Below are 12,674 nucleotides of genomic sequence, written 5' to 3'. Positions count from 1 at the left end.
CCTCACGGCACGGACCGGCAACCGGTGCTCCGCCCTCAAGGGGTCCTGTCACTGTGGCCGGGCCCCGCCGGCTGATCCCACGGTAGTACATGACCTGCTGTTCTCCGCGAGCGCGGGAGGGGCGGAGCGCGCGATACGCCCCGGATCGAGCGCCGCTGCAACGACTCTCGACTCCCGCACGAGGTCACGGCCCGAGTGTGGAGGCCCATCGCATACGGGTCGTTCGCCGGAACAGGGGTTGGGATGCGGGTACTCTTCACCACCTTCGCCGCCAAGTCGCACATGCACGCCCAGGTGACACTCGCCTGGGCCCTGAAGGCAGCGGGCCACGACGTCAGGATCGCCAGTCACCCCGATCTCGCCGACGAGATCACCAAGACGGGGCTGACCGCCGTCGGTGTCGGGGAGGAACTGCATCTCGACGAGCAGATGCAGGAGACCCAGGAGAACATCGGCCAGGACGTCGACCAGCTGGAGAGCCAGGCGCAGGTCGGTCTCGACATGAGCGAGACCCGGCCGGAGCGGCTCACGCCGGACTACACGCTCGGTGTGTTCACGGCCATGACCTCGGTCGTCTTCCAGAACTGCTGCTCGGACCAGATGGTCGACGAGCTGGTGGAGCACTGCCGCTCCTGGAAGCCGGACCTGGTCCTGTGGGACACCATGACCTTCGCCGGCGCGATCGCCGCCATGGCCACCGGGACGGCGCACGGCCGGCTGCTGTTCGGGCTCGACCTGGCTGGCCTGATGCGCGAGACCTTCCTCGGGCAGCTGGCCGCGCGCCCGCCGGAGCTGCGGGACGACCCGCTGCGCGAGTGGCTCACCTGGAGCCTGGAGCGGCACGGCGCCTCCTTCGAGGAGGCCGCGGTGACGGGCGACTTCACCGTCTGCCCACTGCCGGCGTCCATGCGCCTGCCGGTGGACCTGCACTACGTGCCGATGCGGTACGTGCCGTACAACGGGCAGTCCACGGTGCCGCAGTGGCTCCAGGAGCCGCCGCGCAAGGGCCGCCGGGTGTGCATCACCCTGGGTGTGGCGCACCGCGAGGTGCTCGGCGCCGACCGGGCCTCCATCGGGGACCTGCTGGAGGCCGTCGCGGGGCTGGAGGACGTCGAGGTCGTCGCCACGCTCAACGAGAAGCAGCTGACGGACTTCGACACCCTGCCGGACAACGTCCGGGCCGTGGACTTCGTCCCGCTCGACGCGCTGCTGCCCACCTGCGACGCGGTGATCCACCACGGCGGGTCGGGCAGCTTCGGCACGGCGATGATCCACGCCGTGCCCCAGCTCATCGTCGTCGACGGCGTCTGGGACACCATCAACAAGTCCCGCTACCTGGAAGAGCGCCAGGCCGGGCTCTACGTGCCCGGCAAGCTCAGCGCGAAGGGACTGCGCGAGCTGCTCGTCCGCCTGCTCGAGGAACCGGTCTTCAAGCGCAACGCCGAGGCCCTGCGGCGCGAGGCGCTCGCCGCCCCCGCCCCCGCGCAGGTCGTCCCCACGCTGGAGCGCCTGGCCGTCGAGCACCGCCGCCGGTGACCGGCGCGACGCACCCGCACACGCCCGGGCCGCCGGCCCTGCCGTACCCGACTACCTCCCGGACGGTGAACCAAGCGATGCAGATCCGTAAGCTCAAGGTCGAGGGGGCGTACGAGTTCACGCCCCGACAGTTCCGCGACCACCGCGGGCTGTTCGTCTCCCCCTTCCAGCTCGACGCGTTCCAGCAGGCCCTGGGGCGGCCGCACTTCCCGGTGGCGCAGACCAACCACAGCCTCTCCCGGCGCGGCACCATCCGCGGCATCCACTTCACCGTCACGCCGCCCGGCACCGCGAAGTACGTGTACTGCGCGCGCGGCCGGGCCCTCGACATCGTGGTCGACCTGCGGGTCGGATCGCCCACCTTCCGGCAGTGGGACGCGGTCGAGATGGACCAGGTCCACTTCCGCGCCTCGTACTTCCCGGTCGGCGTCGGCCACGCCTTCGTCGCGCTCGAGGACGACACCGTCATGTCGTATCTGCTCACGGGCCCCTACGTGGCCGAGAACGAGCTGGCCGTCGACGTCTTCGACAAGGACCTGGACGTGCGGCTCCCCTCGGGCCTGGACACGGTGCAGTCGGACCGGGACGCCGCCGCGCTGTCCTTCGCCTCGGCGCGGGCCCAGGGCCTGCTGCCCGACTACGCCGAGTCCCTGGCGGTCGAGGAGGCCCTGTGGCAGTCCTCCGGCATCGGCGCCTCGCGCTGAGCCCGGCGATGTCCACCACCACCCAGGGCGGGCCGGCCGCCGGGACCGTGGCCGTGCTGGGTTCCACCGGATGCGTCGGCCGCAGCCTCTGCGACGAACTGCTGCGGACCGGGCACCAGGTGCTCGCGGTGGCCCGGCACCCGGCCCCGCACACCCGTGCGGACGCCTTCGTCCCCCTCGATGTCGCCGCCGCCGCGCCGGAGGAGCTCGCCGCGCTCCTCGACCGGCACGGCGTCGGCACCGTCATCAACGCCACCGGCGGCTGGGGCACCACCGTCGAGGAGATGCGCAGCGCCCACATCGACCTGGTGGAACGCCTGGTCGAGGGGTGCGTCGCGACCTCCCGGCGGCTGCGGATCGTCCAGATGGGATCGATCCACGAGTACGGGCCCGTGCCCGACGGAGTCCGCATCGACGAACAGCGCGAGCCCGGCCCGCTGACCCCGTACGGGCTGACCAAGCGCACCGGCTCCGAGCATCTGCTCGACCGGACCCGGGCGGGCCGGGTGGACGGGGTCGTGCTGCGCGCGGTCAACGTCTGCGGACCGCACACCCCGACGGCCAGCTTCCTCGGTGCCGTCGTGGCCCGGCTGCGCGCCCTCGGCCCCGGCGACGTGCTCGGCCTCGACGTCGCCGACGCCCGGCGGGACTTCGTCGACGTACGGGACCTGGCCCGGGCGGCCGTCGCCGCGGTGCACGCGCCCGTGACCGGCCTGGTCGTGAACATCGGGCGCGGCGAGGCGGTGCCGATGCGCGACCTGGTCGACGCCCTGTTCGACGCGGCCGGCGTGGACGCCGCGTCGGTGAAGCTCAACTCCGCCGAGGTCGCCAGCAAGGGCGGCGGCTGGACCTGCGCGGACATCCGGTTCGCCGCCCAGGTGCTCGGCTGGCGGCCCACGATCCCGCTCGGCGAGTCCGTCCGGGCGATGTGGGAAGCGGCAGCGGACACCACCTCCCTGGAGGTCTCATGAGCGACACCCCTGCCCCCTCGTCCGCGGCGACCCGCGATCCCGTCGAACGGCGGATCGACGATTCGGCCCGGCTGCGGACCGGCCCCCTCGGCGACCTCTCCGACTTCACGGACTGGTTCGCCGACTACGGCCGGCGGGCCTACACCCATGTCGACCGGGTCCCCCTGCACGCCCTGGAGGGCTGGGAGACCGACCCGGGCACCGGCGATCTGCGCCACCACACGGGCCGGTTCTTCACCGTGCACGGGCTGGAGGTCAGCAACCCGGGCGCGCCGGTGGCGCGGTGGACCCAGCCGATCATCAACCAGCCCGAGATCGGCATCCTCGGCATTCTCACCGCCCCGATCGACGGGGTGCTGCACTGCCTGATGCAGGCGAAGGTCGAGCCCGGCAACGCCGAGGGGCTCCAGCTCTCCCCGACCGTCCAGGCGACCCGGAGCAACTACACCCGGGTCCACCAAGGGCGCGCGGTGCCGTATCTGGAGCACTTCATGGACATCCACAGCCGTCCGGGAGTGCTCGCCGACGTGCGGCAGTCCGAGCAGGGGTCGTGGTTCTACCGCAAGCGCAACCGCAACGTGGTCGTCGAGCTCCCCGAGCCGGTGGAGGCTCTCGACGGGTACCGCTGGATGACGCTCGGCCAGATCCATGAGCTGCTGGGGCGCCGGGACACGGTCAACATGGACGCCCGGACCGTGCTGTCGTGCCTGCCGTTCACCGGTGCGGACACCGAGAAGCCCGACGGGGACGACTTCGGGTCGGCGCTGCTGCGCTCGGGCGATCCCGGGGCGGTGAGTGTGCACAGCGCGGCGGAGATCCTCGGCTGGATCACCGACCGGCGCACCAGCAGCGACATCGCGGTCCGCCGGGTCGCGCTCGGCGACCTGCGCGACTGGAGCCGCACCGACGACCGCATCCGCCACGACGCGGGCGCCTTCTTCGACGTCATCGGCGTACAGGTCGACGCCGGCGGCCGTGAGGTCCACCGGTGGAGCCAGCCGATGATCGAACCGGTGGGACAGGGCGTCATCGCCTTCCTCGTCCGGCGTTTCGAGGGGGTGCTGCACGTCCTCGTGCACGCGCGCGTGGAGCCGGGCTTCGCGGACGTGGTGGAGCTGGGCCCCACCGTGCAGTGCGTCGCGGAGAGCCACGCGCAGCTGCCCGGCCAGGCCGCGCCGCCCTTCCTCGACGAGGTGCTGGGGGCTCCCGAGGAGCGCGTCCGGTTCGACACGGTGCTCTCCGAGGAGGGCGGCCGCTTCTTCCACGCGCTCAACCGCTACCTGATCGTGGAGACCGACCAGGACGTGCCCCGCGACCATCCCGACCACCGCTGGATGACGCTGCACCAGCTGTCGGACCTGCTGCGGCACAGCCACTACGTCAACGTCCAGGCGCGCAGCCTGATCGCCTGCCTGCACAGCCTGTACCACGCGGGCTGACGGCAGGGACCCTGAAACGCCGTGTCCCGGTGAGGCGGTCCGCCTCACCGGGACACGGCGTTTCGCACAGGGACACGGCGTCACAGGCCGGCGATCACCTCGCGGAGCGCCTCGATCACCTTCTCCTGGACGTGCTGCGGCAGCGAGGGGTACATCGGCAGCGAGAAGATCTCCTTCGCCAGCCGCTCGGTCACCGGCAGGTCGCCCTCGTGGTAGCCGAGGTGCGCGAAGCCGGACATCGTGTGCACCGGCCAGGGGTAGCTGATGTTCAGCTCGATGTCGTACGCCTTGAGCCGCTCGATGATCCGGTCCCGCTCGGGGTGGCGGACCACGTGGACGTAGTGGACGTGATCATTGCCCACCGCGTTCGCGGGCAGGACCAGGCCGGTGTCCCCCAGCCCCTCCGCATAGCGTCGCGCCACGCGCCGCCGGCCCTCGACGTAGGTGTCGAGGCGCCGTAGCTTGCGGCGGAGGATCTCGGCCTGGACCTCGTCGAGGCGGCTGTTGTGCCCGGGAGTCTGGACAACGTAGTACCTGTCCTCCATGCCGTAGTAGCGCAGCCGGCGCAGCTCGGCGTCCGTGCCGGCGTCGTGGGTGACCACGGCACCGCCGTCGCCGTACGCCCCGAGGACCTTCGTCGGGTAGAAGGAGAAGGCCGCGGCGTCGCCCATGGTCCCGGCGAGCCGGCCGTGGTGGCGGGCGCCGTGGGCCTGGGCGCAGTCCTCCAGGACCTTCAGGCCGTGGCGCTCGGCGAAGGCGGTCACCGCGGCCATGTCGACGCACTGCCCGTACAGGTGCACCGGCACGATCGCCGTGGTCCGCTCGGTGAGCGCGCCCGCCAGCAGGTCGGTGCGCATGAGGTAGTCCTCCTCGCGCACGTCGACGAAGACCGGCCGGGCTCCCACGGCGTCGATGGCCAGGACGGTGGGGGCCGCCGTGTTGGACACCGTCAGCACGTCGTCGCCCGGCTTCACGCCGAGCGCCTGGAGGCCGAGGACTATGGCGTTGGTGCCGTTGTCGACGCCGACACAGTGCGGCTGCCCGTGGTAGGCGGCGAACTCCTGCTCGAAGCCGGAGACGCTCTGCCCGAGGACGAGCTGACCGGACTGGAACACCGTGTCGACGGCGTCGAGGAGTTCCTCGCGCTCCTCGGCGTACTCCCGCAGATAGTCCCAGACATAGGTGGTCATCGCCCGGACACCTCCCGCTCCTTGACTCCGGTGAAGAGGCCGCGGCCGGTCGGCGGGCCCGGCTGGTACGTGACGGAGCATCCGGCGTCCTTGAACGCCTGCTCGTACTCCTCGCGCGTGAACAGGGTCAGTACGTCGATCTCGGTGAAGGTCCGGATGCCCGACGGCTCGCCGACGAGGAACTGGACCTCCATCCGGGTCGCGCGTCCCTGGAGGGTGGAGTGGGAGATCCGGGCGACGGTCCTCTCGCCCTCGCGGGCCAGGTCCCCGGCGACGAACCCCTCCTTGAACTGCTCGGGGAACCACCAGGGTTCGATGACCAGCGCGCCGCCCGGTTCGAGGTGACGGGCCATCGAGGCCACGGCGGAGCGCATCTCCTCGACGCTGCCCAGATAGCCGATGGCACAGAACATGCAGGTGACGACGGAGTACCGGCGGCCGAGGTCGAAGTCGCGCATGTCGCCCTCGTGGATGGTCAGGCCGGGCCACCGCTCGAGCGCCAGATCACGCATGGGCGCCGCGATCTCCAGGCCCTCCGCCGTGGCGAAGAGCTTGCTGAAGGGGCCGAGATGGGCGGCGGTGCCACAGGCCACGTCGAGCAGCGTGTCGGCGCCCGGGGCGTGCCGGCGTGCCACGGCCGCGATGTCCTCGGCCTCCGCCGCCCAGTCCTTGCCCCGGCTGCGGTACACCGTCTCGTAGACCTCGGCGAGGTCGGTGCTGTACATGGTTTCTCCTCGGGTCAGGGGCTGGTCAGGGGGGCCTGGTCGTCGACGAGGGCGACCGCGCGCGCCCAGCCGGCCCCGGCGCCGGCGACCTTCACCGGGAAGCAGGCCACCTGGAAGCCGTACGGCGCGGGCAGCTCCTCGAGGCCCGCGAGCCGCTCGATCTGGCAGTACTCCCGGTGGCGTCCGGCGACATGGGCCGGCCAGAGCACGGCGGGGTCCCCGGTGCGCCGGTACTCGGCGATGATCGTGGTGAACGGCGCGTCCAGGCTGAACGCGTCGGTGCCGACCACCCGGATGCCCGCGTCGAGCAGGAAGGCGATGGCACTCGCGTCGAGACCGACGAAGTCGGTGAAGTACCGGCTCGTGCCGGACCACGCGGATGCGCCGGTGTTCAGGAGCACGATGTCGGACGGGGCGAGCGGGTAGCCGATCCGGTCGAGTTCCTTGCGCAGGTCCGCCGCGTCGACCACGCCGGCCTCGCGGCCCCGGACGTCCAGGACGACTCCGGGGGCGAGGAACCACTCCAGCGGCATCGCGTCGATGTGCCGGGGCACGCCGGTGCCGTACGTCGTCCGGGAGCCGTAGTGCGAGGGCGCGTCGACGTGTGTGCCGGTGTGGGTGGTCAGACTCAGCCGGTCCAGCGAGAGGAACTCGCCGTCGGGCAGGTCGTCGGGGTCGAACTCGATGTCGAAGTGGCGCCGCATCTCGTCGCGCATGTGCAGCGCGCCCTCGCGTGGGGACATCACCTCGTGGACCACCGGGTCCGGTTCGAACGAGCCGGCGTCCACCGGCGAGGACAGGTCAATGATGCGCACGGTCACCTCCTGGACGACCCAGCCAGCCTGGCCGCAGCCGCTCGGAAGGCATTGGAAGACCGCTCGACGACCGCGCGGCCGTCTCGAGCGGGATTCGACAGGAGTGCGCCAGGGTCGGGACCGGAGAACCGTCGTAGGGGAGGTTGTTCATGGACGACACCGAGATCGAGCAGTTCTACGCCCGCCACATGCAGCTGCTCGACGGTGGCGAGGCGGAGGCGTGGGCAGGCACCTTCACCTCCGACGCCACCTTCCTGGCCCCGTCGATGACGGAGCCCGTCCGGGGCCGGGACGGCATCGCCGCCGGCGCTCGGGCGGCGGTCGAGGGGCGGGCCGCGGCCGGGGAGACGCACCGGCACTGGGTGACCATGACGACCGCCCGGAGCACCGGCGCCGGGACCGAGGCCGTCTCGTACGTGCAGATCCTGGCCACCCCGCGGGGCGGCGCACCGCGCCTGGAGCTGTCCTGCGTGATGCGCGACCGGCTGGTCCGGCGGGACGGCGAACTGCTCGTGGCCGAGCGGCACATCACCCGGGACGACCGGCCGGCGGGCTGACCTCGACCCGGCTTCGAGCCCTCGTCAGTAGCGTCCCGGCATGACTCCTAGGACTGTGATCATCACTGGCGGAGGCACCGGCATCGGCCGTGCCACGGCCCGCCGCTTCGCCGGGCGGGGAGACCGTGTCCTGGTCGTGGGCCGCACCGCCGACGCCCTCGACGAGACGGCCGAGGGCCACGACGGCATCCGCACCCTGGTGGCGGACATCACCGAGCCGGGGGCCGGCGAGGCGGTGGTGGAGGCCGCGCTGCGGGCGTTCGGGCGGCTGGACGTGCTGGTCAACAACGCCGGGACCGGCACGTTCGCGCCGCTCGCCAAACTCGACCGGGCCGCGACCGAGCAGCAGGTCGCCGTCAACCTGATCGCCCCGGCCTTCGTGGCGCAGGCCGCGCTGGACTCCCTGGAGGCGACCGGCGGCACCATCGTCAACGTCAGCTCGGCCGGCTCGCTGGGCATCCAGGGGTTCCCCGACAACTCGGTCTACTGGGCGACGAAGGCGGCGCTGAACCACTTCACCCGCACCTGGGCCGTGGAGCTCGCGCCGCGCGGTATCCGGGTGGTGTCGGTCGCCCCGGGCGTGACCGACACCGGCATCGGTGAGCGCGTCGGCATGTCCGCCGAGGAGTACCAGGGGTTCCTCGGACAGCTCGCCGAGCGCATCCCGCTGGGGCGGGTCGCCACGCCCGAGGACGTGGCCTGGTGGATCACCGCGCTGGCCGACCCCGAAGGCCGCTACATGACGGGCGCGGTCGTCCCGGTCGACGGCGGTCTCTCCCTGACCTGACCGCTCCCCCGGGCCCCCGGGGGGCACGGAGAGCCGGACCGCACGCCGCCGGACCACACGGAGCGCCCGGGCCGCAAGCTCGGCCAGGCCCGCCGTGTCCGGGCCGGACGGAGGGACGGACCGCCCGCCGCCGGACCACACGGAGGGCCCGGGCCGCAAGGCCTGCCGGGCTCTCCGTGTCCGGGCCGGAAGATGGCCGGACCGCACCCGCCGGGCCACACGGGGCCCCGGACCGCCCGCCGCCGGGCCACACCGAGGTCCGGGCCGCCGACACCTCCATGCGAGCGCCGGAGCCTCACCCAAACCCGGGCCGCCGTCACGTGCCGCGCGGGCGCCGGGGTCTCGCCGCCGCCCGGGCTCCACGGACAGCCGGGCGGCACCTGCAGTCGGGCCGCACGGACCTCCGACCGCACGCCGACGGGCCGCACCTGCAACCGGTGCGGCCCGTCGTCGTGTGTGCCCGGCCGGCGGCGGCTCAGACTCCGTCGTGCTCGACCCTGCGGTGGCGCACCAGCCAGCCGTCGCCGTGCGGCACCAGTTCGTCCTCGCACACCGCGCTCAGGTGCAGCCTGGCCGGTCCCCCGGCCGGGGTGACCAGGACCTGTGCGTAGCAGCGGGTGCTCAGGGAACCGTCCGGCCCGGGCACCACGGTGAGCATGGAGAACACATGCCGCCGCTGCTCCGGTGTGTCCGCCGTCCGCTCCAGGTTGCGGCGTACGGCCGCGGCCACGGCGTCCCGGCCGCGCAGGGGCTCGGGGGCGATGTTCTGCGCGAAGACGCCGTCCTCGGTGAACGTCCGGGCCCACTCCTCGGCCCGCCGCTCGTCGAGGAGCCGCATCTGCCGGGCGTAGAACTGCTGCACGGCGACGTACGTCCCGGCGGGGACCGGCTCGGCGCCGCGCAGCCGCTCGGCGTGGTCGGCCGCGCACCGCAGCGTCGTGAGGCTGTTGCGGCCGAGCGCCTCCCGGATCATGGTGCGGGCGGCGGCCACGTCCGCCGCCGGACCGAGGACGCTCGTCACGGCGTTCGGCTCGATCCGCACGGTGTGCCGGGAGGTGACGGTGCAGCCCTTGTCGTCCTCCTCGAAGATCCATTCGCCGGTGTGGGCGGCCATCAGCGCGGGTGTCCGGATCTGCTTGTAGACGATCCGCTCGGCGGGGAAGCAGACGCGCACCGAACGGGTGGTGTGGGTCGCGCCGTCGGCGGTGAGCGTGTCCATCTCCAGGATCTGCTCGTTCGGGGTGTCCTCGGTGAGGACGACCCGGGCGACGTGCGGCAGCCGCTCCGTCCAGCGGTCGGCCGCGCGGATGAACTCGTACGCGTCCTTCGCCGAGCCCTCGACGCGCACACTGTCGTCGAACGTGAACGTGAGCTCCGGGTCCGCGTCCTCCACGCCCCGGCGCAGGGCCTCGAGTTCGGACCCGGTGTTGGTGTCGATGGCCCGGCGGATCCACTCGACGTTCTCGGGGGCGTCGTCCACGGCGGTGAACGCGTGGGTGAACCGCACCCGGGTCCCCTTGTCGCCGAGCGGCTCCAGCAGCCACTCGCCGCTCATGCTCCGCACCGGCGCCCGCGACTCCTCCTGCCGGAACGTCACCCGTAATCCGGCCCGGTCCAGTTCGCGGCGCGAGGTCCAGCTCTTGACCTCGTCGTTGGCCGTCGCCCAGATCCTCAGCCGCTCCTGCCGGTCGTCGCCCTCCAGGCGCTCGACGTGCACGCTCGGCGGGAAGTGCACCGGCCAGCGGGAGGCCCCGGCGACCAGGTCGAACACCGCCTCGGCCGGGGCCCGTACCTCGATCTCGTGGACGGTGGTGTGCACGGTCTCGTCCGACATGGCTCTCCTCAGTAGTTTCCCAGCCCGCCGCAGACGTTGATCGCCTGCGCGGTGACGGACGATGCCGCGTCGGTCAGCAGGTAGCCGACCATGCCCGCCACCTCGTCGGGCGTGGTGTAGCGGCCGAGCGGGATCTTGGCCTGGAACCGGTCGAGCACCTCCTCCTCGGAGGTCTCCCAGGCGGCGGCGTAGCCCTGCCGGACCCGCACCGCCATGGGCGTCTCCACATAGCCGGGGCACACCGCGTTGACCGTGATCCCGGTCTTGGCCAGTTCCAGCCCCAGGGCCTTGGTGAAGCCGACGACCCCGTGCTTGGAGGCGGAGTAGGGGGCGCCCAGCACCACGCCCTGCTTGCCGCCGGTGGAGGCGATGTTCACGACCCGGCCCCAGCCGCCCTCCCGCATGCGGCCGGTGGTCAGGACGGCACGGGTGACGCGGAAGACGCTGTCCAGGTTGGTGGCCATCACGTCGTCCCACAGCTCGTCGGCGATGGTGTGCGTGGGGCCGCCGCCGCTGCGGCCGGCGTTGTTGACGAGCACCTCGACGGGCCCGTAGCGCTCCACCGCCGCGGACACCAGCGACTCGATCTGGGCCACGTCCCGTACGTCGCAGGCGGCGCCGTCCACGTCGTGGCCCTCGGCGCGCAGCTCCTTGACCGTGAGCGCGACCCGGTCGGCGTCCCGGGCGCAGAGGAACACGCGGTGGCCGACGGCGGCCAGGGACCGTGTGACGGAGAGGCCGATCCCGCTGGTGGCGCCGGTGACGACGGCGACCCGGCTGGTTGGTGTGAACCTCGAGGACATCGTCCGATCAGCCCTTTCGCGTGCAGAACTCGGTGATGGACTCGACGACGTAGTCGAGCATGTCTTTGGTGAGCCCCGGATAGACGCCGATCCAGAAGGTGTCCTCCGTGACGGTGTCGCAGTTGACCAGCTCGTCCACGATCCGGTAGCGCACGTCCTCGTAGGCGGGATGGCGGGTGATGTTCCCGCCGAACAGCCGGCGGGTGCCGATCCGGCGGCCCTCCAGGAAGTCGACGAGGTCCCTGCGGGTGAAGCCCGCGTCGGGCAGCACGGTCAGGGCGAAGCCGAACCAGCTCGGGTCGCTGCCGGGGGTGGCCCGCGGCAGCAGCAGTCCGGGCACATCGGCCAGACCGTCCCGCAGCCGCTGCCAGTTGTGCCGCCGGGCCGCGCCGAAGTCGTCGACCTTCCTCAACTGGCTCAGTGCCAGGGCGCCTTGGAGGTCGGTGGCCTTCAGGTTGTAGCCGACGTGGGAGAAGATGTACTTGTGGTCGTAGCCGGCCGGGAGGGTGCCGAGCTGGTAGTCGAACCGCTTCAGGCAGGTGTTGTCCGTGCCCGGTTCGCACCAGCAGTCCCGGCCCCAGTCGCGCATCGACTCGACGATCCGGGCCAGTTCCAGACTCGACGTGAGGACGCAGCCGCCCTCACCGGCCGTGATGTGGTGGGCCGGGTAGAAGCTCACCGTCGACAGGTCGCCGAAGGTGCCGGTGAGCCTGCCCTGGTAGGTGGAGCCGACGGCGTCGCAGTTGTCCTCGATGAAGAACAGATCGTGCCGGCGGGCCAGTTCCGCGACCTCGGCGACGGGGAACGGGTTGCCCAGGGCGTGCGCGATCATGATGAGCCTGGTGCGCGGGGAGATCGCCGCCTCGATCTGGGCCAGGGAGGCGTTGTAGGTGCCCAGTTCCACGTCCACGAAGACCGGTGTCAGGCCGTTCTGGACGAGCGGGTTGATCGTGGTCGGGAAGCCGGCGCCCACCGTGATGGCCTCGTCGCCGGGGCGCAGCCGCAGGTCCTTCAGCTTCGGCGAGGTGAGCGCGCTGACCGCCAGCAGGTTGGCCGACGATCCCGAGTTCACCATGTGGGCCTTGCGCAGCCGGAAGTAGCGGGCGAACTCGCTCTCGAACTTGCGGGTGCGCACCCCGGCGGCGATCCGCATCTCCAGCGCCGCCTCGACCAGGGCGCCCCGGTCCTCCTCGTCGAGGACCGCGCCCGAGGACAGGATCGGCGTGACTCCGGGTTCGAACCCGCGCGTTTCCTGTTCCTTGTGGTACTTGCGCGCCAGTTCCAGCACCAGCGCCTTGGTGTCCGTCACGTCT

The 12,674-nt window shown here is 72.1% G+C and carries 12 protein-coding genes; 6 read left to right on the top strand and 6 right to left on the bottom strand.

The annotated features are described in order from the left end of the window. The first annotated feature begins 243 nt into the window (after window positions 1–243). The 4 genes from OHU35_RS23955 (at window position 244) to OHU35_RS23940 (ending at window position 4,650) form a co-directional block, all read left to right on the top strand. Window positions 244–1,536, top strand: coding sequence for an activator-dependent family glycosyltransferase (locus OHU35_RS23955; protein ID WP_189725830.1), 1,293 nt, complete (start codon window positions 244–246; stop codon window positions 1,534–1,536). Between the two features lie 77 nt (window positions 1,537–1,613). Then, window positions 1,614–2,240, top strand: coding sequence for a dTDP-4-dehydrorhamnose 3,5-epimerase family protein (locus tag OHU35_RS23950; protein WP_189725829.1), 627 nt, complete (start codon window positions 1,614–1,616; stop codon window positions 2,238–2,240). Continuing rightward, entirely contained in the window at window positions 2,207–3,211 is a 1,005-nt protein-coding gene (locus tag OHU35_RS23945; RefSeq protein ID WP_359890502.1) for an NAD(P)-dependent oxidoreductase, read from the top strand. Before OHU35_RS23950 ends, OHU35_RS23945 begins: the two co-directional genes overlap by 34 nt. Next, window positions 3,208–4,650: an NDP-hexose 2,3-dehydratase family protein gene (locus tag OHU35_RS23940; RefSeq protein WP_189725827.1), complete on the top strand. Its 1,443-nt coding sequence runs from the start codon at window positions 3,208–3,210 to the stop codon at window positions 4,648–4,650. The genes OHU35_RS23945 and OHU35_RS23940 overlap by 4 nt, the downstream gene beginning before the upstream one ends. A gap of 80 nt (window positions 4,651–4,730) precedes the next feature. Here the strand turns inward: OHU35_RS23940 and OHU35_RS23935 are convergent, their stop codons facing one another. From OHU35_RS23935 to OHU35_RS23925, 3 genes are read right to left on the bottom strand one after another with little or no spacing between them, the layout of a single operon-like run. Next, window positions 4,731–5,840, bottom strand: a complete 1,110-nt coding sequence (locus OHU35_RS23935; protein WP_189725826.1) for a DegT/DnrJ/EryC1/StrS aminotransferase family protein — start codon at window positions 5,838–5,840, stop codon at window positions 4,731–4,733. Beyond that, the gene (locus tag OHU35_RS23930) at window positions 5,837–6,565 is read right to left on the bottom strand and encodes a bifunctional 2-polyprenyl-6-hydroxyphenol methylase/3-demethylubiquinol 3-O-methyltransferase UbiG (protein ID WP_189725825.1); all 729 of its coding nucleotides are present in this window, start codon (window positions 6,563–6,565) and stop codon (window positions 5,837–5,839) included. The genes OHU35_RS23935 and OHU35_RS23930 overlap by 4 nt, the downstream gene beginning before the upstream one ends. A gap of 14 nt (window positions 6,566–6,579) precedes the next feature. Further along, on the bottom strand, window positions 6,580–7,380 hold the full coding sequence (locus tag OHU35_RS23925; RefSeq protein ID WP_189725824.1) for a cyclase family protein: 801 nt from the start codon (window positions 7,378–7,380) through the stop codon (window positions 6,580–6,582). Between the two features lie 149 nt (window positions 7,381–7,529). Between OHU35_RS23925 and OHU35_RS23920 the strand changes: the two genes are divergently transcribed. Then, window positions 7,530–7,937 carry a nuclear transport factor 2 family protein gene (locus OHU35_RS23920; protein WP_189725823.1) on the top strand — a complete coding sequence of 136 codons (408 nt, stop codon included), beginning with the start codon at window positions 7,530–7,532 and terminating at the stop codon, window positions 7,935–7,937. A 55-nt stretch (window positions 7,938–7,992) separates the two neighbouring features. Further along, window positions 7,993–8,724, top strand: coding sequence for an SDR family NAD(P)-dependent oxidoreductase (locus OHU35_RS23915; protein ID WP_189725934.1), 732 nt, complete (start codon window positions 7,993–7,995; stop codon window positions 8,722–8,724). Window positions 8,725–9,199: 475 nt separating this feature from the next. Here OHU35_RS23915 and OHU35_RS23910 read toward each other — a convergent pair whose 3' ends face one another. The 3 genes from OHU35_RS23910 to rfbH are packed head-to-tail and all read right to left on the bottom strand — an operon-like array spanning window position 9,200 to window position 12,670. Then, window positions 9,200–10,558, bottom strand: coding sequence for a nuclear transport factor 2 family protein (locus OHU35_RS23910; RefSeq protein WP_189725822.1), 1,359 nt, complete (start codon window positions 10,556–10,558; stop codon window positions 9,200–9,202). A gap of 8 nt (window positions 10,559–10,566) precedes the next feature. Beyond that, on the bottom strand, window positions 10,567–11,361 hold the full coding sequence (locus tag OHU35_RS23905; protein WP_189725821.1) for an SDR family NAD(P)-dependent oxidoreductase: 795 nt from the start codon (window positions 11,359–11,361) through the stop codon (window positions 10,567–10,569). Between the two features lie 7 nt (window positions 11,362–11,368). Then, window positions 11,369–12,670 carry a lipopolysaccharide biosynthesis protein RfbH gene (gene rfbH / locus OHU35_RS23900; RefSeq protein WP_189725820.1) on the bottom strand — a complete coding sequence of 434 codons (1,302 nt, stop codon included), beginning with the start codon at window positions 12,668–12,670 and terminating at the stop codon, window positions 11,369–11,371. Between the last annotated feature and the right edge of the window lie 4 nt (window positions 12,671–12,674).

This window comes from Streptomyces purpurascens (assembly GCF_045040895.1).
Classification (GTDB): Bacteria; Actinomycetota; Actinomycetes; order Streptomycetales; family Streptomycetaceae; genus Streptomyces; species Streptomyces purpurascens.
The sequence above is the reverse complement of the archived record's forward strand: the minus strand, read 5'-3'. Positions and strand labels throughout refer to the sequence as shown.